At 59.2% G+C, this 23,444-nt stretch carries 25 protein-coding genes; 9 read left to right on the forward strand and 16 right to left on the reverse strand.

Going from position 1 to position 23,444, the window contains the following annotated elements; all coding sequences use genetic code 11:
* The first annotated feature begins 77 nt into the window (after positions 1-77).
* Positions 78-935 (forward strand): MipA/OmpV family protein, encoded by an 858-nt coding sequence (locus tag PY650_RS00345; protein ID WP_285877093.1) that lies wholly within the window; start codon positions 78-80, stop codon positions 933-935.
* Here PY650_RS00345 and PY650_RS00350 read toward each other — a convergent pair.
* From PY650_RS00350 to PY650_RS00400, 11 genes are all read right to left on the reverse strand, one after another.
* The gene (locus tag PY650_RS00350; RefSeq protein WP_285877094.1) at positions 876-2,216 is read right to left on the reverse strand and encodes an SAM-dependent methyltransferase; all 1,341 of its coding nucleotides are present in this window, start codon (positions 2,214-2,216) and stop codon (positions 876-878) included. The genes PY650_RS00345 and PY650_RS00350 overlap by 60 nt on opposite strands.
* Positions 2,216-2,641, reverse strand: a complete 426-nt coding sequence (locus PY650_RS00355) for an EamA family transporter (protein WP_285877095.1) — start codon at positions 2,639-2,641, stop codon at positions 2,216-2,218. Before PY650_RS00355 ends, PY650_RS00350 begins: the two co-directional genes overlap by 1 nt.
* Positions 2,641-3,789 carry a GNAT family N-acetyltransferase gene (locus PY650_RS00360; RefSeq protein WP_285877096.1) on the reverse strand — a complete coding sequence of 383 codons (1,149 nt, stop codon included), beginning with the start codon at positions 3,787-3,789 and terminating at the stop codon, positions 2,641-2,643. Before PY650_RS00360 ends, PY650_RS00355 begins: the two co-directional genes overlap by 1 nt.
* Complete coding sequence (locus tag PY650_RS00365) at positions 3,770-4,588, reverse strand: alpha/beta hydrolase (protein WP_285877097.1); 819 nt, start codon at positions 4,586-4,588, stop codon at positions 3,770-3,772. The genes PY650_RS00360 and PY650_RS00365 overlap by 20 nt, the downstream gene beginning before the upstream one ends.
* Positions 4,578-5,450 (reverse strand): fatty acid desaturase family protein, encoded by an 873-nt coding sequence (locus PY650_RS00370; protein WP_285877098.1) that lies wholly within the window; start codon positions 5,448-5,450, stop codon positions 4,578-4,580. The genes PY650_RS00365 and PY650_RS00370 overlap by 11 nt, the downstream gene beginning before the upstream one ends.
* Complete coding sequence (locus PY650_RS00375) at positions 5,447-5,800, reverse strand: DMT family transporter (protein WP_285877099.1); 354 nt, start codon at positions 5,798-5,800, stop codon at positions 5,447-5,449. The genes PY650_RS00370 and PY650_RS00375 overlap by 4 nt, the downstream gene beginning before the upstream one ends.
* Positions 5,797-6,750 (reverse strand): arginase family protein, encoded by a 954-nt coding sequence (locus tag PY650_RS00380; protein WP_285877100.1) that lies wholly within the window; start codon positions 6,748-6,750, stop codon positions 5,797-5,799. Before PY650_RS00380 ends, PY650_RS00375 begins: the two co-directional genes overlap by 4 nt.
* Positions 6,751-6,754: 4 nt before the next feature.
* Entirely contained in the window at positions 6,755-8,176 is a 1,422-nt protein-coding gene (locus PY650_RS00385; protein WP_285877101.1) for an aspartate aminotransferase family protein, read from the reverse strand.
* A gap of 19 nt (positions 8,177-8,195) precedes the next feature.
* Positions 8,196-8,879 carry an MtnX-like HAD-IB family phosphatase gene (locus tag PY650_RS00390; protein ID WP_285877102.1) on the reverse strand — a complete coding sequence of 228 codons (684 nt, stop codon included), beginning with the start codon at positions 8,877-8,879 and terminating at the stop codon, positions 8,196-8,198.
* Positions 8,880-8,981: 102 nt separating this feature from the next.
* A complete protein-coding gene (locus tag PY650_RS00395; RefSeq protein WP_285877103.1) occupies positions 8,982-10,361 on the reverse strand; it encodes a sensor histidine kinase in 1,380 nt (459 codons plus the stop codon).
* Entirely contained in the window at positions 10,358-11,014 is a 657-nt protein-coding gene (locus PY650_RS00400; protein ID WP_285877104.1) for a response regulator transcription factor, read from the reverse strand. The genes PY650_RS00395 and PY650_RS00400 overlap by 4 nt, the downstream gene beginning before the upstream one ends.
* Positions 11,015-11,253: 239 nt before the next feature.
* Between PY650_RS00400 and PY650_RS00405 the strand changes: the two genes are divergently transcribed.
* Positions 11,254-11,538 carry a hypothetical protein gene (locus tag PY650_RS00405; RefSeq protein ID WP_285877105.1) on the forward strand — a complete coding sequence of 95 codons (285 nt, stop codon included), beginning with the start codon at positions 11,254-11,256 and terminating at the stop codon, positions 11,536-11,538.
* 145 nt (positions 11,539-11,683) lie between these two features.
* On the opposite strand, the gene PY650_RS00410 is transcribed toward PY650_RS00405, so the two are convergent.
* Positions 11,684-13,105, reverse strand: coding sequence for an aminotransferase-like domain-containing protein (locus PY650_RS00410; RefSeq protein WP_285877106.1), 1,422 nt, complete (start codon positions 13,103-13,105; stop codon positions 11,684-11,686).
* 106 nt (positions 13,106-13,211) lie between these two features.
* On the opposite strand from PY650_RS00410, the gene PY650_RS00415 reads away from it, so the two are divergent.
* From PY650_RS00415 to PY650_RS00425, 3 genes are all read left to right on the forward strand, one after another.
* On the forward strand, positions 13,212-14,075 hold the full coding sequence (locus PY650_RS00415) for a DMT family transporter (RefSeq protein ID WP_285877107.1): 864 nt from the start codon (positions 13,212-13,214) through the stop codon (positions 14,073-14,075).
* Positions 14,076-14,155: 80 nt separating this feature from the next.
* The gene (locus tag PY650_RS00420; RefSeq protein WP_285877108.1) at positions 14,156-14,620 is read left to right on the forward strand and encodes a nuclear transport factor 2 family protein; all 465 of its coding nucleotides are present in this window, start codon (positions 14,156-14,158) and stop codon (positions 14,618-14,620) included.
* Between the two features lie 91 nt (positions 14,621-14,711).
* Positions 14,712-15,275: a TetR/AcrR family transcriptional regulator gene (locus PY650_RS00425; RefSeq protein WP_285877109.1), complete on the forward strand. Its 564-nt coding sequence runs from the start codon at positions 14,712-14,714 to the stop codon at positions 15,273-15,275.
* Positions 15,276-15,285: 10 nt separating this feature from the next.
* Here PY650_RS00425 and PY650_RS00430 read toward each other — a convergent pair whose 3' ends face one another.
* Positions 15,286-15,840, reverse strand: coding sequence for a hypothetical protein (locus PY650_RS00430; protein WP_285877110.1), 555 nt, complete (start codon positions 15,838-15,840; stop codon positions 15,286-15,288).
* Between the two features lie 122 nt (positions 15,841-15,962).
* On the opposite strand from PY650_RS00430, the gene PY650_RS00435 reads away from it, so the two are divergent.
* From PY650_RS00435 to PY650_RS00445, 3 genes are all read left to right on the forward strand, one after another.
* Positions 15,963-16,595: a TetR/AcrR family transcriptional regulator gene (locus PY650_RS00435; protein WP_285877111.1), complete on the forward strand. Its 633-nt coding sequence runs from the start codon at positions 15,963-15,965 to the stop codon at positions 16,593-16,595.
* 399 nt (positions 16,596-16,994) lie between these two features.
* Entirely contained in the window at positions 16,995-17,147 is a 153-nt protein-coding gene (locus PY650_RS00440) for a hypothetical protein (RefSeq protein WP_285877112.1), read from the forward strand.
* 148 nt (positions 17,148-17,295) lie between these two features.
* Entirely contained in the window at positions 17,296-18,621 is a 1,326-nt protein-coding gene (locus tag PY650_RS00445) for a glucoamylase family protein (RefSeq protein WP_285877113.1), read from the forward strand.
* 247 nt (positions 18,622-18,868) lie between these two features.
* On the opposite strand, the gene PY650_RS00450 is transcribed toward PY650_RS00445, so the two are convergent.
* The 3 genes from PY650_RS00450 to PY650_RS00460 form a co-directional block, all read right to left on the reverse strand.
* Complete coding sequence (locus PY650_RS00450; RefSeq protein WP_285877114.1) at positions 18,869-19,858, reverse strand: Ldh family oxidoreductase; 990 nt, start codon at positions 19,856-19,858, stop codon at positions 18,869-18,871.
* 95 nt (positions 19,859-19,953) lie between these two features.
* Entirely contained in the window at positions 19,954-21,489 is a 1,536-nt protein-coding gene (gene amaB / locus PY650_RS00455; protein ID WP_285877115.1) for an L-piperidine-6-carboxylate dehydrogenase, read from the reverse strand.
* A gap of 88 nt (positions 21,490-21,577) precedes the next feature.
* Positions 21,578-22,861, reverse strand: coding sequence for an NAD(P)/FAD-dependent oxidoreductase (locus PY650_RS00460; protein WP_285877116.1), 1,284 nt, complete (start codon positions 22,859-22,861; stop codon positions 21,578-21,580).
* 175 nt (positions 22,862-23,036) lie between these two features.
* Between PY650_RS00460 and PY650_RS00465 the strand changes: the two genes are divergently transcribed.
* Positions 23,037-23,273 carry an Lrp/AsnC ligand binding domain-containing protein gene (locus PY650_RS00465; RefSeq protein ID WP_285877117.1) on the forward strand — a complete coding sequence of 79 codons (237 nt, stop codon included), beginning with the start codon at positions 23,037-23,039 and terminating at the stop codon, positions 23,271-23,273.
* Positions 23,274-23,444 lie beyond the last annotated feature (171 nt).

The following is a 23,444-nucleotide window of genomic DNA, read 5'->3' on the forward strand; positions in this document are numbered from 1 at the left end:
CTGTTTTTAAAACCGCAGGACGTGTTAGTAATACCGCTGGGGGCGATCTGCCTGTAAATCGGTGTCGGCGATTAGGGATGGGCATTGGCATAGTGTTCGGCGTCAAAACATCTTCTTTTGCCAGGTTCCTGGCGCTTGCGGGGGCGGTTCTGCCTGCAACATCCGTGATCTCCGCTGCTCCGGCCTTGGCGGAGGAGGCGGCGAAGTCTGGCTCGAACACCTGGGTCGTGACGCTTGGCGGTACGGTTGAATACGGGCCTTCCTACGAGGGATCGAAGCATCTCTCCTTTAGCGGCCTGCCATCTTTCGACGTCCATCGCCTTGGCGAAACTCAGGATTACAGCGAGCCCGACGACAATATCGACTACGGCCTCTTCGACCTCGGTGGCATCGAAATCGGCCCTGTCGTCGGTTTCAGGGGCGGGCGCTCGGCATTTGAGGATTCTAACCTCAACGGCCTGCACAGGGTTCATTGGAATTTCGATGCGGGCGCATTCGCACAATATTGGCCGATGGAAAATCAGTTGCGGGTGCGGGTCGAGACACGCCAGGCGCTGTGGGGTGGCGATGGCCTTGTCGCCGATCTGTCACTCGATTGGTTCCAGCCTGTTGGGGACAGATGGCTCCTGTCCGCTGGGCCGCGCCTGTCTTTGGCAAACTCCACCTATATGCGCAACAATTTTGGAATCTCCGCAAGCGAGTCGGCGAAGAATGGCCACCTCAGTGCCTTCGACGCCAGCGGCGGCGTCAAATCCGTTGGCTTCACGGTGGCGGCAACCTACACGATTTCGCCGGCCTGGAGCGTGCAGCTCTATGACAAATACAGCCGTCTGGTGAGCGATGCCGCCGATAGTCCGATCACCTCACAGATCGGTTCACCCAACCAGAACATTATCGGCTTTACCCTCAACAGAACGTTCGATATCCGGTTTTAGAGATCGGCGGGCTTCGTTCCGGGCGATGTAATCCCGAGTGACCGGGACGACATCGTTGCGTTTGGTCATCTGGATCTGGAAGACAACGAGGTCCTCGTACCGGAAGGCAGCCTCCGCAGTCGAAAGATAATATTCCCACATGCGGCAGAAGCGTTCGTCATAGAGCTCCGTCACCTCGGCCCAGCGCGCCATGAAACGCTCGCGCCAGTTGGCGAGCGTCCAGGCATAGTGCAGCCGCAACACCTCGACATCGGTAACCGACAATCCCGCGGCCTCGATTTCCGGAACTATCTCCGAAAGCGCTGGGATATAGCCGCCGGGGAAGATGTATTTGTCGAGCCAGGGCGTAGTAAAGCCCGGTGTCGCCGCACAGCCGATCGTGTGCAGGACCATGATGCCGTCATCCTCCATCAACTCGGCGCATTTGCGGAAGAAGGTTCGATAGGATGCAATTCCGACATGCTCGAACATGCCGACGGAGACGATCCTGTCGAAATGGCCCGTCAGGCTGCGATAGTCTCTGAGCGCAAACTGAACTTCCCCCTTCGATCGATCGATGCTGGCGGGCACCCGTTTCGACGCATACTCGTGCTGCTCTTCGGACAGGGTGACGCCGAGCACATAGCCGCCAGGTGCCTGCTCGGCCAGGTGCAGGGCAAGACCTCCCCAGCCGCAGCCGATGTCGAGAATGCTGTGGTCGGGCTCGATCAGCAGCTTGGCCGCAAGGTGCCTTTTCTTGGCCAACTGCGCCTCTTCGAGGGATTGGTCGGGATGTTCGAAATAGGCGCAGGAATATTGCCGGTCTGCATCCAGAAAAAGTTCGTAGAGGCGGCCGTCGAGATCGTAGTGATGCGCGACGTTTGTCTTCGAGCGCCCCGGCAGATTGCGGTGACGGAAAATCCGCAGCCGCGTCCGGATATGGTCAATCACGCGCGCGATGAGCGGATGCGTGCTGTTTTGCGCCTCCCGCAGCATCATCGCTACGAAATCGTAGAGCGAGCCTCGTTCGACGAGGAATCGGTCATCCATGTAGAGCTCGCCGAGTCTGAGGTCAGCGTCGATCAGAAAGGCCCATTGCGCGCGCGTATCGGCAAAGCGGACGTGAACCGACTGACCGCTGTCATCACCGAATGTCAGAACGCGGCCAGCCGCCGTCGTCACCGTCAGAGATCCTCGCGTCACGATATGCGACAGCGCCCGTTTCAGACACCAGTCTGCAATGTTGGACGCAACGGCAGCACCTTTGTTTTGGCGACGATCTTCAGCTTGCAATCGGGACATTACCTATCCTTACCTGTGTCGACGCGTAGCGAATTGTGCTCCGTGTCCCAGTCATCCTGGCGTGATGCTTCACCGGCAGCGCCTGCGATCAGCCAGACGCCCGTCAGGATCAATCCGCTGCCGATCACCTGCAGGCCGACGACTGGTTCGCCGAAGACGAACCAGCCGGTGGCGATGATCAACACATAGCTGATGCCGGAAAGGGGAAAGGCACGGCTCAGGTCAAGTTCGGAAAGCACGTTCATCCATATGAAGAAGCAGAGGATTTCGGCAGCGATCGCCGCCAGAATCCAGTGCGATGCGAGCGCACGCCATAGCCAGTCCGCGCCGGCCGCACCGTCCAATTGCGCGGCCCCGTGCTTGATGAAAAATTGGTACAGCGTGTTCAATACCGGCACCGCCAACCAGGATAAGCGCATCGACATTACTGGCCCACCTCGTCTGTTGAAAACAACGGGGAAGCCAGCCGTAGTATTTTCTGAAGAAAGGGGTTGCGATGGCGAAAGAACATCGCGTTGGCGGTCAGCTTGCTGCCAAGCCGTATCTTGTTTTCATAATAGGCCTGGCCGCTCTGATAACGGCCTATGCCGTGTTCCAGACAATAGCCCAGATTGGTGAACCAGCTCAGGAAATAAAGATTGTACGGCCGCCCCTCTTCGCCATCCATGCAGAAGAATTTGTCGATGGCGACACGTCCGTCATGCACAATCAAATTGGCGGCAAGCAGCCTGTCCTCGACGAAGTAGAAGGCGCAGAAAGAGCGACCGCGCATGCGGGAGAGGATTCCCTCGAAGTATTCGGCCGTAAGCTCCTCGAACTGCCATTCGCTGCGATTGCGAGTGTCATGGTAGAGCGCCACGACTTCCGGCAGGAAATCGCCAAAATCCGTCCGGATCTCGACCCTGACTTGCTGGAAGGATTTCAACTTGCGGCGCATGTCCTTACGCGTACCGGAGGAAAGCCGGCCAAGATATTCATCAATCGACTTGAAATCGATGTCGAGCCAGGCAGTTGGCAGGCCGCCGATCATCGCGTAACGACGGGCAGTGAGCGGGCCGTCGAGCGCGGCTGCAATCGGCACGGGAATGTCCTTGAGGCCCATCAGCGCGCAGTCTTCACTTGCCGCGAGTTGTTCGAAGAATGACAATAGGGTCGCAAACAGCGCTTCGCGGCGTTCCAGCGGCACATCGGGGTGAAAGCCGACCGCGCCCGTTTCCGTGCAGGGCGAACCGAGACAGGCGAGGCGCAGCGTCAGGAAACCCGGGAAGCGCTGCCGTATGCGACGCACCGCCTTTCGGAGAAATCCGTCTTCCAGTGTCGTGTCTAAGGCATAGGGACAGAGGAAAGCCGGCATCGCGGCGCTGACCCGTCCGTGTTCCACGACGGTTATGTAGCGCCATTCGAAACCGGCGATGCCAGCCTCCTCGATGGCCAGCAGGCAGTCATAGTCCTCGACCTGATCGTGGAAGCAGGCATTCCAGGCATCGCGTCCGATGGCGCGGATGGTGAAATGCACCTCGGCAACCGGATCGCGCGCTGGCGCCGGCGAGGGATTAGGCGACAGCTGCAACATGACTCGTCGCCTCGAAGAACTCCGCGGTGAAATCCGCGACCTGCCGATGCTGACGGTCGACATGGATCATGTGGTAACTGTCCTCGATCCATCTGAGCTCGTGCGGGCCGCCGATATGGTCGGAAATATAGCGTGCATGCCTGGGGCTGCTGAGGTCGTCGTCCACGGCGTGCAGGATTAGCGTTGGCGTCGTCATCTGGGGCAGTCTGTTCCTGAGGGTCTTGGCCAGCCGATGCATCTCGACGAGCCCTCTGCCGGGGAATTTTTCGAGAACGCCATCCCCTCCCATAGCCTCGATCAGCTTGCGCATCCGCTCGTCCTTGATCCCGAGGGATGCGGTCTCGCGAAAATTGAGACGGTCGAGAAAAGGAATTCGGCAAAGCCAGCCGATATGTGACGACAGCAGCGGATAATAGAAGGGGACGTCCCAGCCGTCATAATGAAAGCAGGGGGAATAGATGGCCACGGCACGGATCGTCTCCGGACGTCTTTCGGCTGCCAGCATGGAGAGCTTGCCGCCGACGCAGATACCGGCGGCAAAAACCTGCTGCGTCCTGGCCGCAAGGAAATCCGAAGCCTTCAAGACGCTCTCCAGCCAGTCCTCCCACCGTGACCGCCTGAGGGTGACCGCGTCGACCCCATGGCCCGCCAGCAGCGGCGCATAGACGCTGTAGCCTTTGCGATGGAGAAGGCGGGCGACCAGCTTCATTTCGGCCGGAGCCCCGGTCAACCCATGAACTAGTACAATGCCTTTTCCATTTGAGCCTTCCAGATAGAAGCTCAACCCGTCAATTTTCATGGGACAGCTCCGCCTGCCGGTTTTCTTTGGCCATGAAGCCAAGCGCGTGGCAGGTACTGATGACGTGTGTGCCGGCCTTTTCCTGCTCTTCCTTGATCTGTGCGTGCAGCGTGCGCAGCTTCGTCCAGTGGGTCCGCGGCCGATAGTGGTGCTCGGCATGATAGCCATTGCCGAACCACAGCCAGTTGTAGAATGACTTGTGGCTACTGACGCCCCACGCGATCGGCTCGTCCGGGTCGCCGTTCAGATGTTCGTAATAGCCGTTGAGCGACGACAGGCAGTTGCCGAAATAATAGAACGGCACGAAGAACAGCACGGCCTTCCAGTCATAGATCAGCGCAATTGCAGCGAGCCCTAGGAAGAAGAAGAGTTCGAACCGGCCCCATTTCGCGTCGAAAGGGCGGTTACGGGCAATGGCCTTGTGAATGTCGCCGAGGCTGTCGCGAAAGAAGCTCAGAAACGTATAGGACCACACATTTTCCGGCTCGCCGTTACGGCCGTGGCGGTAGATCGACAACAGATCGATCGTATCGCCCTTTTCGTCCGGCCGGTCGCTGTTGCCGGAGTGATGGCGCATATGCACCCAATGATAGTAGGTCTGCGAAAAACCGATCGCAACCGATTCCAGCAGGCTGAACGCATAGTTCATCCAGCGCGGCTTGAAATAGGGTGTGTGGATGAAATTATGGGATATGCTGTTGATGTTCCACGAGATCGATACGGCGTACAGGCAGCCGAGGACAGCGGAAAGCCACAAGGGCCGGCTTGCGAAACCGACGATCAGATAGACGTCGAAAGCGAGATGCGCCACAGCGGCCAGAACCGGTGCGGCATCCCATCTGGTGTGCGCAAAGATTTTCATAGTCCGGTTACTCCCACGCAGGCCACGCCGGCGGTCACGAGAAAGACGCCCGTTGCGTGGCGGAGGTTGATGTTTTCCTTGAATATCAGGGCTCCGGCGAAGACGATGACGACATAGCTCAACGCCATGAGCGGAAAGGCTATCGATAGGGGCACGTGCTCGAGCACGGCGGTCCAGGCCAGCAGCTCCACTGCCCAGAAGCCAATGCCCAGCCACGTGATAGGCTTGGTCAGCGCCGAGAGCAACGCGTTTTCGCTTGCAGCCTGCTTAAAACACACCTCGCGTGCCGTTTCCGCCAGCACGCAGAAAAGGATCAATGCAAGCATCGGAAGGGTCAAACTGCCGCTCATGCCATGTACTCCGCCAGGACCTCCAGCAGTGCATGATTTGCGGCACTGTTGATGTTCCTGGTCGTTTCGGCCTTTGGCCGGATATGTGGCTGATCGATAAAAATCTCGGCCCTTTTCAAGAGCCGGGTTCTAAGGTCGCCGGCATAGTTCGGGGCGGAGTAGTCACCGATGACATCGGCGCCAATGATGCGATGACGGCTGCCGATCTCGCTGATCAGCGCGAGCAGATAAGGCAGTCGCATCCGACCCTGGTCCCAGTTGGTGACAGCGTCGTCTGCCGCCAGCACATCCTTGTCGATCGTCACGTAAACGGCCTCGGTGCGAATACGACTGAGCATTCGGTCGATGAAATTTTCCTCGCCGATCTCGGAAATGGATCTCCAGTGCAACGCGCCCTTCTCCTGCCGATAGCTGGCGCCGGTGCCATAATCGGCGAGCACCCGGCTCGGCGGGTGTTGATAAGGGTAGAGTTCGAGCTTACCGTCGCCGAGCCAATGCAGATTGGCTCCCTTACGCTCAGGGCTGCGAAGGTCCCGGCTGCAAACCCCGATGGTGATGACCTTCTGGATATTGCGATGAGCGAGCGCGCTATTGACCCAGGACCCGCAATGCATGCCACCGTTGAAGGTCACCCAGTCAGGATGATTGTCGAAATGAATGAGCGTCGCCGCCACCGACTGCCGCTCCAAAGCCCCGTCAAGAAGCAGCGCAGTCACATGATGAAAATCGCCCGAGCCCATGAAACAGAGTTGCGGATCCTTGCCGGCTGCGGGAGTGCTCTTGACAATATCGCGACTGAGTTCGGCAAGCGCTTTCTGGTTGCTCCAGAGCCGGATTGCTGTGCCCGTTCCTTTGTCGATGTGCTGGCACGCGCCCGCAAGTTTGCAGGCGCGCACGAAATCCGGCTGCAACTCCAACGCATCATCGAGATGAAGGAGAAGGAGTTGCACCGTCTTATCTCCGGGCTGCGCGCGTGAGAAGCTGATCGAGGAGGGCGATCGCCAGATCGATCTCCTCACGGGTGATCAGCAGGTTGGGCGCGAAGGTAATGACGTTCTTGTGGTAGCCGCCGACGTCGAGCACGAGGCCGTACATTTTGGCGCCGACCTGCAGATCACCCTTCATGCCTTCATCGCAAAGCCAATCCATCGTGGCCTTGTCCGGCGTGTAGCTGTCGTCCTTGCAGATCTCCATCCGCAAGGCCAAACCCAGCCCGTCGACTTCGCCGACGATGGCATGGCGCTTCTGCAATTGCTTCAACCCATCGAGGAAATAGGCGCCCTTGGCCATGATGGCCGCGCCAAAATCCTCCTCTTCCAACATCTTCATGGTTTCGAGAGCCACGGCGGTCCCCATCGGGTTGCTGGCGAAGGTGGAATGTGTCGAACCGGGCGGGAAGATCGTCGGATTGATCATCTCTTCCTTCGCCCAGACGCCTGAAAGCGGATTGAGCCCATTGGTGATCGCCTTGCCGAAGACAAGAGCATCGGGTGAAACGCCGAAATGCTCGATCGACCAAAGCTTGCCGGTGCGGTAGACGCCCATCTGGATTTCGTCGACGACGAGCAAGATGCCATGATCGTCCAGCACCTTCTTGAGTTCGACGAAGAAGTTCATCGGCGGAATGACATAGCCGCCGGTGCCCTGAATCGGCTCGATGTAGAAGGCAGCATATTCGGACTTGCCCGCTTTCGGATCCCAGACGCCGTTATATTCGCTCTCGAACAGGCGAGCGAACTTCTGGACGCAATGGTGTCCGTATTCTTCCTTCGACATGCCCTTCGGGCCGCGGAAATGATAGGGGAACTCGATGAACTGCGCCCGATCTCCAAAATGACCGTAACGGCGGCGATAGCGGTAGCTCGACGTGATGGCCGAGGCACCGAGGGTGCGGCCGTGATAACCACCCTCGAAGGCAAACATCAGGCTCTTGCCGCCGGTAAAATTGCGCACCAGCTTCAAGGAATCCTCGACTGCCTGTGAGCCGCCGACATTGAAATGAACCCGTCCCTTGTGCCCGAACTTGCGCTCGGCGTCCTGGGCGATCATGGCCGCCAGTTCCACCTTTTCGCGATGCAGATATTGCGAGGCGACCTGCGGCAGTCGGTCGAGCTGCCGATGGGCAGCCGCGTTCAGGCGTTCGTTGCGATAGCCGAAATTGACCGCGGAATACCACATCTGCAGATCGAGGAACGGAGTCCCTGCCTGGTCGTAAACGTAGGAACCGTCGCATTCTTCGAAGAATTTCGGTTTTGCCGCGTAGTGGACAGTATCGCCATGGGAGCAATAGGCTTCCTCGAGGATACGCAACTCTGCCTCAGATCTGACGGGCGATTGAATCTCGCCACTGAAGGCTTCGGCTACATTGGTTTTCATTAAATGCCTCTCGGTCTGTTCATGCGATCTTGGAATGCAGCAGCGCGCGGTGTCCCCGTGCGGCACTGGGAAGAATTGCTTTCATCTTTGGAAGCAAGTCGGTGAAATCTTCGAAACCGACAAAGGGAATGCCGCGGTCGACGCAATAATCGGCGAGCTTGTCTTTTGCGAAAACGAGGTCGACCTTGTCAGCAACACAGAAATCGCTTCGTCCATCACCTATATAGATCTGCAGTCCGGCGCTATTGACAACAAGGCATTTGCAGACGCCTGAACCGGACATGCAGCCGGCTGTCGTGGACGACGGAGAAAGAGAATAGGACTCTCGGCCATGGACGAAGCGATGGGTGAGGATGTTGGCGATAATCGGCAGATCATCGATGCCGTGGCGCGCCAGGATGTGACGAATGAAGTAATCGACGCCATCGCTGACGATCGTCACGGGCAAATCACTTTGATTGCAATAGGACAGGAAATCCTGGAAGCCGGGGTCGATGGACACGCTGTTCAGGAGCGCGTCGAGATCCGCCCGGCTCGCCTTGACGAGCCCTATCTGCCGACGCATGCATTCCGCCGACCCGATCAGGCCCTGTTTCCACTGCTGTTCTATGTCTTCCCATTCGGAACCGGCGAAACGGGACAACACCATATCCGTCGCGTCTTCGATGGATATGGTTCCATCAAAATCGCAAAACACCTGCATGAAAATGCCCTTTCGCCTTATCCCTGAGTTGCGTCTAACAACTTCTGATGAGCCGGGCATGAGGGGAGGATGATGCGAAAATGAAAAACGCGGCTAAGTTGGTTATCTGCTTTTGGGCAGTCGCAAATCGACCCGCAGGCCGGTGCCCCAACGCGGCGTAGACAGCTCGATCGTCGCGGCGAGACGGTCGGCCGTGTCGGCGACAATTGCAAGACCAAGCCCTGCGCCGTCTGTATGAAGCGTGTCGAGCCGATAAAACCGCTGAAAGACCGCCGCGCGCTCATCGGGTGGAATGCCAGGGCCGCTGTCGCTGATCGATATCCGCCACAGGTCGCTTTCGGACGCGATCACCACTTCGATCCTGCCGCCGACGGGCGTGTATTTGATGGCGTTGTCCAAAAGATTGCTGATCATCATGCGCAGCAGCGATTCATCCGTTTTGACCTGCGCCGCTTCACCCCCGTCCAGCAAGACATCAAGCTGCCGGCTGGTGATGATGTTGCCGAATTCCGCCAGCACCGACGCCAGCAGATGGTAGAGCTGGACAGGGGTCGGATTAAGGGGATGATGGCTCACTCTGGCCAGTCGCAACAGTTGCTCGATCAGATGTATGGCGCGATTGTTGCTGGCCACGAGATCGGCGATGATTGTCTGTCGTTCCTGCTCGCTGTCGCTATTGCCGAGCATCTGCAGCAACAGCTTGACGCTGGCTTGCGGGGTACGCAACTGATGTGCCGCAAGATCCGAGAAGCGTCGCTCGAGCGTCAATGAATTACCGAGTTTCTGGAGAAGCTGGTTGATCGAACGGCCGAGCGGCAATAGGTCCCGCGGCAGACCTTCGACGGGGATGGCGGAGAGATCGTCGGGCGACCGGGTGCGGATCTGACGCACCAGCCCGTGGATCGTCCGCAAGCCGCTGTTGATGCCGAGCCAGATGAGAAAACCTATGACCGGCACGAGCACGAGCAGTGGAAAGAAGAGATTTAGCAGGATGTTGGAAACCAACGTTTCCCGAAGAGCGATCTTCTCGCCGATCTCCATGACGATGGTCGTGTTCGGAATCGGCAGCGAATAGACCCGCCATTCCTCTCCCTTATAATTGAGTGTGGTAAAACCGACCTTCTGCTGCGGCACGTCGGACTGGAAGGCCGTGCTGCTGTAGAAGCGAATGCGGCCGTCCACCCAGGCGCGAAACATGTGGGCGTCGGCATAGTCGTCGGCGTCCTCATTGAAGGATAGTTGATTGTCCATATTGAAGTCGATGTCTTCGATCTGCTTCGGAGAGCGGTCCGGCGCTCTCTCCAGAGGACGGCGCAGCAAGCTCCAGATAACGTTCGCATCGTCTATGAGTTGAGCATCGTAAATATTGTTGATCTCGCGCGTTGCGCTGTTGAACGCGAAAGCGCCGATCACCACGATCGTCACCACCACGACCGGCGCGATCCTGAAGAAGAGTTTGCGAGTTAGCGTGGAGTTGTTCATCGCTCGACCATATATCCAACGCCGCGGATCGATTTGATGAAATCTGTGCCGAGCTTCTTGCGCAGATTGTAAATCGTCACTTCGATCGCGTTGCTCTCGATGGTATTATCGGCATCGTAAAGCGCATATTCGATATCGTTCTTCGTCACGTATCGGCCGCTACGCTCCATCAATAGTTTCAGCAGATGAAATTCCTTGGCGGTGGTATGAACCTGCGCATTCCCTTTGCGGGCGACCATCGCCGACGGATCAATCTCGACATCGCCGCATCGTATGAGACTTTCCGTTCGCCCGTCGCGGCGGCGGATCAGCGCGCGCAGACGGGCTAGCAACTCGTCGAGATCGAACGGCTTGACCAGATAGTCGTCGGCGCCCTCGTCGAGCCCTTCGACTTTCTGGCGTACGGCATCAAGCGCAGTCAACAACAGGACAGGCACGGAATTGCCGCTCTGGCGAATATGCCTCAGCACCTCCATGCCGTTGAGCTGCGGGAGGTTGATATCGAGGATAATCGCCGCGAAATGGGAATGCTGCGCGGCTTCAAGGCCAGACTCGCCGTCCCGCATCCAATCGACGCCGTAAGCATGCTTTTCCAAAGCCTTCTTGAGGGAGGATCCAAGAATACTGTCGTCTTCAACAAGTAGAACACGCACGGTCGATCTCATTCGCGAATAGGGATTATGCAGCCGATGTGAACCGTAATTGAAGCGGCCTTGTGGCAGAGGTATAATGAAATGTTTCGGTCCAACAAGACCTGCAAGAGCCTATCCGAGCTGCCTCACAGTGTCCGATTGTCTTTCCTATCCCTCTCCCGGTATTCGACCATATCCTGAGACGTCTGGCTTGCATGTTTTATCAGTAGACCGCGAACGGAGCTGAGGAATGCAGGGACATGAAAAAGCTCGCTCTTGTCGTTCCGTTGCTTATCTCTGTCACTTTTGCCTTTTCCTTCACCGCCTTAGCCGCGAATACCGCCAACACTGGAAATAGCAATTCCGGACCGTGTGCGAAAATGGTGAACAGCATCAATGACGGATTGAAGTCATCGGCGATTAGCACCGCCGACAGAAAGCGAGCGCAGGCAATGGTGGCCGAAGCTCTTAAGCATTGCAAGGCCAACGACTTTTCCGGCGCCGACAGCTATTTCATCGAGGCCTTGAAAATGCTGCACAAGTAATGCCCGAATGAATAACTCCGCACGATCTCAGCCTCGACAAATACGATCTCAACAAGAAACTGGATACCGGCAAAGGAGCCATGTGATCGCAACCACCGGCATGAGGAGCGTTCACCCAATCTTCCTGCGTCACGGCTCGCCTCCGTCAGATACTCGCACCCAAGGTCCGCATGGACGACTCCAGCACGTCGAAAATGCGGACATCCGTCGATTGCGCGACATTGAAACGCATGAAGCCGCCAGCCGTTTCCCTCTGGCTGAAGGCGTTTCCGGGAGCAAGGACGACGTCCTTGGCGAGACAAGCGCGGGCGACTTCGGCCGCGTCGAGACCTTCCGGCAGCCGGCACCAGAGGAACATGCCGGCCTGCGGCCTCAGCCAAGGTGTGATGCCGATTGTCTCCAGTCGCGAAATGGTTTCGCTCATTGCCTTGGCAAGCCGGACCTGCAGCGCGTCGATATGCTTGCGATAGCCGCCGTCTTTCAATACCGAGAACAATAGCTCAGCCGTCAGTTGGCCACCGCTGAAGCTGGTGGCGGTCTTCAAGTCGACAATGCCGTCGATCCAGTCTCGCGGCGCGGCGATAAATCCGCAGCGCACCGAGGCCGACAACGTCTTCGAGAAGCTGCCTATATGGATCACCCGGTCGAGGCCGTCGTAAGCGGCGAGCCGCGGCGCCGGCGAGTACTCGAAATCAGCAAAAATGTCGTCTTCGACAATGATCAAGCTGGAGGCATCCGCCAGCTTCAGCAGGCGATGCGCTGTCACATGCGACAACACGGCGCCGGTCGGATTGTGAACGCCGGAATTGGTGATGTAGAGGCGCGGCGCATGTCTTTCGAGCGCCTGGCCGAACAGCTCGATATCCGGTCCCGTTGGCGTGACAGGCACGCCGACAATATTGGTCCGGTGCGCTCGCAACAGCGCATGAAAATTGAAATAGCAGGGATCGTCCACCAGCACGGTATCACCGGGTTCGAGCAGGAACCGGCAGAGAAGATCGATCGCCTGCGTACCGGAGTCCGTCAACATGATCTGGTCAGGCGATGCGGCGATACCGTGCTCGCCCATGCGCCGTGCCAGGAGCTGCCGCAACGGGGGCAGACCGAGCGGCGTCCCATAATTGGTGAAAATGCTGCTCTCGCCTGCCCGCGCCAGCGTTCGCATCGCACGACGCAGCGCCGCTTCCGGCATCCAGGAGGGCGGAAGCCAGCCACAACCGGGCATCAGCGCGTCGTCTCCCACCTCCAGGGATTGCCGTGAAATCCAAAGCGGATCGACGTCGCGCTCCATCCTGTGGCCGATCTCCGAAAGGGAAAGCGGCGCGAGCGGTCCGCAGACATAAAAACCGGAACCGGGCCGCGAGCGGATGACCCCCTCCGCCGCCAGACGCTCATAGGCTTCGACCACGGTGGAAACCGACACCTGCATCGTTCTCGCGAAGCTGCGCACCGACGGAAGCCGCGCCCCCGGCGCCAAGCTGCGCGCCGCGATGCGATCCGTAATCGCCCTCATCACGCCTTCGATGCGCGTGCCGCTGATCCCGCGCGTTGCAGTCACATCGTCCATCCGTACTGTACCTAATACCATAACAGTTTGCGGGAATTGTACTGCACCGTCTCTGGAATGACCAGCCGGCTTCGCCGATACCGGTCAGGAGACTAGGAGCATGGACATGGATAAGGCGACGGGCGGGTGGATCTACGGACTGGTGGGCGTGCTGATTTTCAGCGGCTCGCTGCCGGCAACACGGGCCGCGGTGATGGATTTCGACCCGGTCTTCCTGACGGTCGCCCGTGCCGCGATCGCGGGCATCCTGGCGCTGTGCTTATTGCTCGCTTCTCAGGAGAAACGACCCGTCCGCGGCGATATCATTCCGCTCGCCATCGTCGCGATCAGCTGCGTCGTCGGCTTTCCGCTGCTGACGGCGCTGGCGCTCAAGCATGTCACGTCGGCCCATTCGATCGTCTTCATTGGATTGCTGCCGCTTGCCACTGCCATATTCGGCGTATTGCGCGGCGGCGAACGGCCACGGCCGGCCTTCTGGATATTTTCCGCCTTTGGTAGCGCCATCGTCTGCGGCTATGCCCTCGCACAGGGCATATCGGCCTCGCCAGCCGGCGATCTGCTGATGCTGGCGGCAATTCTCGTCTGCGGCCTTGGCTATGCCGAGGGGGCGGTGCTGGCGCGGCGGCTGGGCGGCTGGCAGGTTATTTCCTGGGCCCTTGTGCTGTCGCTGCCGGTCATGATCGCGCTTTGCCTCTACACCATGCCGCAGGCGATCGGCGGCATCGGGGAGCCGGCCTGGATCGGCCTGATCTATGTATCGCTCTTCAGCATGCTGGTTGGCTTCATCTTTTGGTACCGCGGTCTGGCGCAGGGCGGCATTGCCGCGGTCGGACAATTGCAGTTGCTACAACCCTTCTTCGGCCTCACCCTCGCTGCCACGCTGTTGAAGGAGAGCGTCAGCTGGTCCATGTTTTTGGTGACCCTTGGCGTTGTTGCCTGCGTGGTGGGCGCAAAAAAATTCGCGCGATAGCGGCTAAAAAAGCGTAAGCTTCTTGCGCTTATTAACCGATCGGTCTAGTGTAATCTTATCAGTCCACCAATGAGCTAATTATGACCACCCCACTCGTACCGCCATTCACCCGCGAAACCGCTATAGCCAAAGCTCGTCTGGCCGAGGACGGCTGGAACAGCCGCGATCCTGAGCGTGTCTCGAAGGCCTATACCGTAGACAGCCAGTGGCGCAATCGTGCCGAATTCCCGCGCGGCCGCAAGGAAATCGTCGAACTCCTCACTCGCAAATGGGCCAGAGAACTGGACTATCGGTTGATCAAGGAGCTATGGGCCTTCGACGGCAACCGCATTGCCGTGCGTTTCGCCTATGAATGGCACGACGACAGCGGTCATTGGTTCCGCTCCTATGGCAATGAAAACTGGGAATTCGATGCCGAGGGCCTGATGCAGCGCCGCTTCGCCTCGATCAACGACATGCCGATCAAGGAAGAGGACCGGAAATTCCATTGGCCGCTCGGCCGCCGTCCGGACGACCATCCTGGGCTTTCCGAACTCGGCCTCTAAGGTGCGAAGCGGTTTTCCGTCCGGGATTGTGAAAAACAATGATAGAGCGGTGCTTTCCGTGAATAGCTGAACCGCTCCGAGACAAGAGACCATGACGCGTACCATCTTTGAAAAATCGGACGCCATAACCCTCGTATCCGAGGTCTTTCGCGAACTCGGCTACGAGGGTGCATCGATGAGTAACATCAAGGCGCGCACCAAACTGTCAAAAGGCAGCCTCTATCATTTCTTCCCCGGCGGAAAGGAAGAGATGGCCGCAGAGATCATGGCCAATATCGATGCGTGGTTCGTCAACGAAATGTTCAAGCCGCTCGAAAAGGGCGAACCGCGCGCCGCCATTGCCCGAATGTGGGAGATGACAGACGCTTATTTCCGCTCCGGCCGCCGCATCTGCCTTATCGGCGCCTTTGCGCTGGACGAAACGCGCGACCGTTTCCCAGGGGTGATTGAGGGCTATTTCAAACGTTGGATCGCAGCTCTTGCCGGCGCAATGATGAGGGCGGGCGTCGAAGCATTAGAGGCGCATGAACTCGCCGAAGAAGCTGTTGTCGGCATTCAGGGCGCACTGACACTTACCAGAGCGCTTCAGGACGATGAGATTTTTGGGCGGATGCTTCAAAGGTTGAGGAGGCGAGTGGAAACCAGGTTGCAGTGAGCCTTTTCGCTTATCGTTCTGCCGACCGCCGTCGTATTTTTTCCGGATACCACCCCGTAAACCTGATCGCTGCCACAACCACCACGATGGTTGCGACTATTGCCACCTGAGCCGGTACGTCAGGCGCATAGAGTAAGACTGCATCCGCGGCTGCCATAGCCGCGAAGGCGAGCGCCCAGACCGAGGTGATCACATAGTTCGTCCTGATGAAGACAGGGCTGTCCCATAATTCCCGTGCCACCTGTTCGCGCGCATACTGCAGCGTGAACGGCCGGCGGATCAGGATGGAAATCAGGACGATTGCAACCAACCCCGAATCGACTGCCAGACGAACAGCGAAAATCGATCCCATGAGACCGCCCAGCGCAGCGTAAAAAGCAAGGCCGCTGAAGAGTACTGTCGTGCCGATGTCGAGAATTTTCGGCGCCTTACCCAGAATAAACCAATCGCGCAGCAAAAGAATGAACGAGGCGAGCGCTGCTAGCAGCAGCGCCTCGGTCGGGCCAACGAATCGGTCCGCGACCGCAAAAACGATGAAAGGCAAAAACGCCAGGAGAACGCCCATTGGTTTTCCGTCCGTTGAAAGGGTGGGGCGCCGCGAAAACCTCGTCGCGCCTAATATTGACAGTGACAATATTGGGCGCTTCACACTTGTCAACGAAAATGTTTCCATCGTAAACATTTGACATGAATCATGAAGCAACCGATGCCGCGTCTCGTCGCGCCTATCACCATGGTGACCTGAAAGCTGCCCTGCTCGCCGAGGCGGAAACAATTCTGGAAAAGGACGGCATTCAGGCTCTGACACTTCGCGCCGCAGCGCGAGCCGCCGGTGTCTCGCATGCCGCACCCAAGAACCATTTCGGCGATCTGACCGGCCTACTGAGTGAGCTGGCAGCGCTCGGTTTCCTTCGCTTCAGCGCCGCACTTGCCGATGCGATGACTGAAGCCGGTGACGATCCGCGCCAGCGAATCAAGGCGATGGGCCGCGGTTATGTCGGCTTCGCCACCACCCATCCTGGCCTCTTCGCCCTCATGTTTCGCAGTGAACTGCTCGACTACGACCGACCGGCGCTGCGCGATGCCACCCTCGCCGCCCGTCAGGCGCTTGCTGCCGCCGTTCGGGCGCGCGCGCCCGACCCGTCGGCGCAGCCATTGCAGATGGCGGCGCAGGCGGCGGCGTTTTGGTCGCTGGTGCACGGCTTCGCCACGCTGCGGCTCGAGGGACGCCTGAACGGCATGATCGGATCGCTTCCCGGCAATGAAACGGCGGATAGTTTGCTCGACGCGGTGCTGGCAACCATTCGCGTCGCCGATTGAGATCCTTGGAGGCTACCGTCGCTTTGGGTCGTGGCGGCTCCGGTGGAGCGAGCACACTGATGCCGAATTTCGGGGCGACCGAGCGCAAATGACCGATCCGTTCCGGCGTCGGCGCCACGGCCGGACCTGGAACGGCGCCTTCATCGAGGGCAAAGCCAGCTTGCGAGATCATCTCGTCTCGCTAGGTTTCAGGACAAAACTGTTTTCGCCGATCGCTACGTCCAGCTCTCCCTCGAGCATATGCATCGATTCGTCGTCATCGGCTTGAACATGCAGCCCGCCATCGCCGCCTGGCGGCATGATGCCCTCGATCAGCGTGAACTGGCCGCCGGTTTAGGCAGAAGATAGCAGCACCTTCATCTGGACTCCTAGAAAGAGATATGTCGGCGGATAGGATACATGCTGAAAGTTTGGTGTGATCAACTTGTATTTCTGACACGAAGCGGAGAGGGCGCTGAACAGATGCCCTTTGAAACTAATGTGACGTTTCATCGCGCCAAAGTGATTGTGATGAAAACCGAGCCGATGGAAATCGCTGGGAACACTGCCTAGCCTGAAAACGCGGCTGGTAAATGCGGCCAACGCCCCCATTTTAAACAATCGTCCACAAAAACGTGGCAGTATCAATCATCTTTGATTCGCTACTGTCCAAGCTCCTGTGCTCCAACAGAAACGGGAGCGTCGAGGAGATGGGTAGACCATGCTGCAACAGACCAACGAGACCGACGATGCGTTGATCGATCGACTGCAACGTTCCGCTTTCGAGTATTTCATGCTGTACACCAACCCGGAAAATGGGCTGGTTGCGGACACCTCAATCAAGACGAGCCATTGCAGTATCGCCGCCGTTGGCTTCGCACTGTCGAGCTATCCGGTCGCCGTCGAACGCGGCTGGGTCAGCCGCGCGGACGCGGCACAGCGCGTGTTGACCGCGCTCAATTTCTTTGCCGAAAGCCAACAAGGCGAAGAGCGCGGCGCCACCGGGCATCGCGGCTTCTACTACCACTTCCTCTACATGGCGACTGGCAACCGCGCCTGGAACAGCGAGCTCTCGACCATCGATACGGGCCTCTTCCTGATCGGCGTATTGACGGCAGCCGCCTATTTCAAGGGTTCCAGCCGGGATGAAAAGGACATCCGCAAGCAGGCGCAGTTTCTCTACGAGCGTTGCGATTGGCACTGGGCGCTGAACAAAGGCCAGACGATCAGCATGGGCTGGAAACCGAGCAGCGGTTTCCTGCGCTGGCGCTATCAAGGCTACGACGAGGCGATCTTCCTTTATGTGCTGGCGCTCGCTTCACCCACCCATCCCGTGCCGTCATCAAGCTATGACGCCTTCGCTTCGACCTATACCTGGATGATGTTCAAGGACAGGCCCTATCTCTATGCCGGGCCGCTGTTCATCCATCTCTTTTCGCACGCCTGGATCGATTTTCGCGACATCCGCGACCGGCATGTGGCCGACAAGGAAACCGATTATTTCCGCAACACCCAGACGGCGATTGCCGTTCAGCGCGATTACACCGACCGTAATCCCGGCCACTTCGTCGGATATGCCAAGGACATCTGGGGCCTGTCGGCCTGCGATGGCCCGAATCCGACTGGCACCAAGCACAGCCGGCGTTATAGCCCGAAAGTTCTCGGCTATGCCGCGCGCGGCGCCCCTCTCGGTCCCGATGACGGCACCATCGCGCCCTGGGGGCCGCTCTCCTGCCTGCCGTTCGACCGCCAAGCCGCAATCTACGGCACCAGGGCCCTGCTCGCCGCTTATCCGAACCTTTTGCTGGGCGGGCGCTTTCCCGGCGGCTTCAATCCCAGCGTCAAAGGTCCCGGCCCTGAGGGCTGGGTCGACGATCGCTCCGTCGCCATCGACCAGGGCCTGCTGGTCATGATGATCGAAAATGAGCGTACCGGCCTGATCTGGGACCTGATGCGGCAATCACCGATCCTGCGCCGCGGCCTGGAACGCGCCGGCTTCACCGGCGGCTGGCTGGACGAAAAGCAGGCTGCACCGGCGATCGCCTGATTTGTATCGCTGGCAGCCGCCAGGCATCTTCAGTCAGCATAGCAACGATGTGCCCCTCACCCTAGCTAGCTAGCCCTCTCCCAGCAAGCGGGGAGAGGGACGACGAAGCCAAACAACTATCTCCATCGCACACCGACACGTTGTTTAGCGCGCTCCGTCTGCCCGCTTGCGGGGAGAGGGTTGGGGTGAGGAGCCATGCGCGAGAGACGCGACAAAGCACATTCACTCAACCATCATCTTCCGCGCCTCAAAGCCTTTCTATCGCCGCAACCACCTCATCCTCGACGATGAGGCCCTCACTCAGCGCAAGACGCCGTGAGGTCTGGCCGCGCCGGCCAGGCAGGCGGACATTGGGATCACTCGTGATTTCGCTCGCCAGCAGAGCCAGCCGCTTTGCCGTGTCGGCAGCGCTCGTTGCAGCCGGATTGATGGCGATGATCGTGTGGCCGAGCGCGGGCGGCGAACCTTGGTCGTCGAACAGCGACGAAGATTCGAAAGAATAGTTGGCACCGGTCAGGCCGGCGGACAGGATTTCGACCATCATAGCTAGTGCCGCCCCCTTCGATTCGCCGGCAGGGATCATCGTACCGTCCAACGCCTCTTCCGGATCGGTCGTCGGCTTGCCGTCGCGGTCGTAGGCCCAATCGGCCGGGATCGGCGCGCCCTTCTGCCGGGCGGCCATGACCTTGCCGCGCGCCACTTTCGATAGGGCCAGATCGATGACAATGGGATCGGAATTCGGCAGCGGCGCGGCAAAGGCAATCGGGTTGGTGCCGAAGACTGGCCTTTTGCCGCCCCAGGGCGCTATTGCGGCCGGCGCATTGGTAACCATCAGCGCCACCAGCCCCTGGTCGGCAAAGCGCTCCACAGTTAAGCCCATCATGCCGGCATGATGCGAACGGCTGATGGCAGCGAGTGCAATCCCCTGCTCTCGGGCGACCGCGGGAAGCTCGGCAACGGCAAGATCGAGAGCCGGATAGGCATAGCCGTTGGAGGCATCGATGCGCAGCACGGCAGGATAGGGCCGCGTGATCTTCGGTTTGGCGAAACCATCGGTCTTGCCGACCTTCGCCTGCCCGGCATAGGCGGGCACACGGCGCAGACCATGGCCAGCCTGCCCGGCAGCCTGGGCTGCGACGAGAGCAACGGCCACAGAACGGGCATTTTCCGGGCTGACCCGATTTCGCACCAGTGCATCCACGATCAGCGTTTCGGCTTCTGCGAGTGACAGGTGCATGGTGAAGGACCTTGGAGTGGATGTGGATGAGGAGAACGAAGAGGTTCCTATGCCCTCACTCTCCTCATCGCTATGCAATAATTGTCCCGGGTGCCTTATGCGACGTCGAACTTGACACCTTGCGCCAGAGGCAGCGTCCTGCCGTAGTTGATGGTGTTGGTCGCGCGCCTCATATAGGCCTTCCAGGCATCAGAGCCCGACTCGCGGCCGCCACCTGTCTCCTTCTCGCCACCGAACGCGCCGCCGATTTCAGCGCCGGAGGGCCCAAGATTGACATTGGCGATGCCGCAGTCCGAACCACGCGCCGAAACGAAAGCTTCCGCCTCGCGCATATCATTGGTGAAGATCGACGACGAAAGACCCTGAGGCACGGCGTTATGCAGCGCCAATACCTCGTCGAAATCGCTGTATTTCATCACATAGAGGATCGGCGCGAAGGTTTCGTGCTCGACCGGACCGGTCTGTGAGGGCATCTCGACCAGGGCGGGACGAACGTAGAAGGCATCGGCTGAGAGATTTTCGACCCGCTCGCCCCCGCTAACCTTCCCACCGGCCGACAGCGCCTGGCCGAGAGCTGCCTGCATCTTGTCGAAGGCCTGCTTGTCGATCAGCGGGCCGACGAGGGTGCCGGCTTCCAGCGGATTGCCGATGGCGACGGAGCCATAGGCCTTCTGCAAGCGTGGTACGAGCTGGTCATAAACGCTTTCATGAACGAAAAGGCGGCGCAGCGTCGTGCAGCGCTGGCCGGCCGTACCCATGGCGGAAAAGGCGACGCCGCGCAGCGTCAGGTCGAGATCGGCCGTCGGGCAAACGATCGCCGCATTGTTGCCGCCGAGTTCAAGGATCGCGCGGGCGAAGCGACCGGCAAGACGCGGTCCGACTGCACGACCCATTGCCGTCGAGCCGGTTGCCGAAACCAAGGGAATCTTCGGATGATCCACCAGCACCTCACCAACGTCACGACCGCCAATGATCAAGGTCGAGAGATTGGCCGGCGCCTCGCCGCCTTCGGCGACGTAACGCTTCAGCGCCTTTTCGAACAATGCCTGTACGGCGAGCGCCGTCAGCGGCGTCTTTTCCGATGGCTTCCAGACAGTTGAATTGCCACAAACGATGGCGAGCGCCGCGTTCCACGACCAGACGGCCACCGGGAAATTGAAGGCGGAGATGATGCCAATCGGCCCCAACGGATGCCAGCTTTCCATCATCCGATGTTCGGAACGTTCGGTAGCAATGGTCAGGCCGTAGAGCTGGCGCGACAGACCGACGGCGAAATCGCAGATGTCGATCATTTCCTGCACTTCGCCAAGACCTTCCGAAGTGATCTTACCGACTTCGATGGAGACCAGACGGCCAAGCGCAGCCTTTCCGGCGCGCAGCTCTTCGCCGAGCAGGCGGATCAACTCGCCGCGCTTCGGCGCCGGCACGGCCCGCCAGGAAAGAAACGCCTCATGCGCCTTGTCGATCGCGGCTTTCGCTTCGGCAGCCGAATGCTCCCTGAGCCTGCCGATTTCAGCGCCGGTTACGGGTGAGGTGACGGCAAGTGTTCCACCGGTATAACGATCGGCGGCAACGCCGAGCTCGGTCAGAATTGCCTTGGTCTCGGTGGCGAGATCGAGTGCGGTGGTCATGTCATCTTCCTCTTCTTGTTATGATCGTCCAGTCCCCGTCCCCAGAGCATCCCGCGTTGAAGTGAAATCACCAAGCGGATAAGATGCTCTAGACCCTTGCGCCAACAAAATGCGCAGCCTGGGCGCCGGCTTCGTACCACATTTCCTTCAGCGCACGAAAGCTGGCCTCACGAGGATCGGTCAGCGGCAGCGGCAGCTCGGCCTCGGAGATCTTGCCGAGAACATGGTCCGACAATATTTTCCCAAACACCGTGCCAGGCGCGATGCCGCGCCCGTTATAGCCGGAAAAGCCGATGACGTTCTGCGCGAACTTGTGGAAGCGTGGCAAGGCATTATCGGTCATGCCGATCTTGCCGTACCACTCGCTTTCAAAGGCGATGTCCCCGAGCTGCGGAAACAGCTTCTTCAGCGAACGCCGCGCCCAGCTCTTGTGGACGGTCAGCCCGGTATTGCGCAACGCCCCGACACTGCCGAATACAAGGCGCCCGGCCTGATCCATGCGGAAGGACGACAGGATCTCTTTCGTATCCCACACGCCCTCGCGGCCTGGCAGGACCGATTTGCGCAGGTTGTCGCCGAGCGGCACTGTGGCAAAATTGAAATAGGGCAAATGTACCTGCTCATTACGCACCTGTTCCCACGGGCCGGTGCTGTAGGCATCCGTCGCGACGATGATCCAATCCGCGCTGACACTGCCGCCCGCCGTCTTGACGATCCATCGCCCGGCATTTTTCTCGGCCGCGGTCACGTTGCTGCCGGTATGGATCACAACACCGGCCTTAGAAGCCGCATGCGCCAAACCGCGGACATAGGCGAGCGGCTGCAGCGTGCCGGCGCGCATGTCGAGCAGCGCCCCCGCGTAAGCCGAACTCCCCACCCGCAGCGCTGTCTCGTTAGCATCAAGCACGGTGACCGGAGCACCGCGCTTGCCCCATTGGCGGGCGCGCTCCTCGATCTCCTTCAGTCCCTCGGATCCGACGGCGCAGTGGAGCGTGCCGTTGCGCTCGAGCTCGCAGGCGATGCCGTGCTTCTCGATCAGCTCCATCACCAGCCTTGGCGCATTGCCCAGGAGTTCCAGCAGCCGTTCCCCATGGATCGGACCGAGCACGCCGGGCAGGTCGCCGGGCATGACCCACATGCCGGCATTGATCAGGCCGACATTTCGCCCCGCGCCGCCAAAGCCGATTTCATTGGCTTCCAGCAGCACGACCCTGGTTCCGGATTCGGCCAGATGCAGCGCCGAGGACAGCCCGGTATAGCCGCCGCCGACCACCACCACGTCAGCCGAAATATTGCCCGCCAGCGGCCCCGTCGCGGGTGCCGGCGGTGCGGTTTTCTCCCACAACCCGTGAGAACGAGGGTCGTTCAGCATAGAGTCCATCCAATTGCCTAAAAGAATCCGGCCAATCTAGCGCGACCACCTGATTTGCGGAAGCGGCAAGAGCGACATGCAGTGGACAGAGAAAACTTGCATGCCCATGTCGCTTTCGACCATTATAGAGTGCAGCGCCGGCCGCCGTCGCGGCCGCGACAGTCAGGACAATCTCATGAAGCCTATTTTCGTTCAGCTCCAATGCGCTCCCGGCAAGACCTATGAGGTTGCCGACGTTATCTACCAGACGGAGCTTGTCTCGGAGCTCTATTCCACCAGCGGCGATTACGACCTGCTGCTGAAGGTCTATGTCAAGGACGAGCAGGACATCGGCAAGTTCATCAACGACAACATCGCCAACATCCCCGGCATCGTCCGCTCGTTGACCACGCTGACATTTCGAGCGTTTTGAGAGGTCCGATTGATAGACTGGCATCGGTTTTTATGCCGCACTTTCCAAAGGGCCGGGCACAAGGCTGCGGCGACACCGAACTCACCTGCCAGGTCCAACTTCCCCAACGGAACGCTCCGATATTAACCTTCTTGCACAAATCCGCTGGGCCTCTCGTGCGCAATTAAGATC

The organism is Martinezella calliandrae, assembly GCF_030272695.1.
GTDB lineage: Bacteria > Pseudomonadota > Alphaproteobacteria > Rhizobiales > Rhizobiaceae > Rhizobium > Rhizobium calliandrae.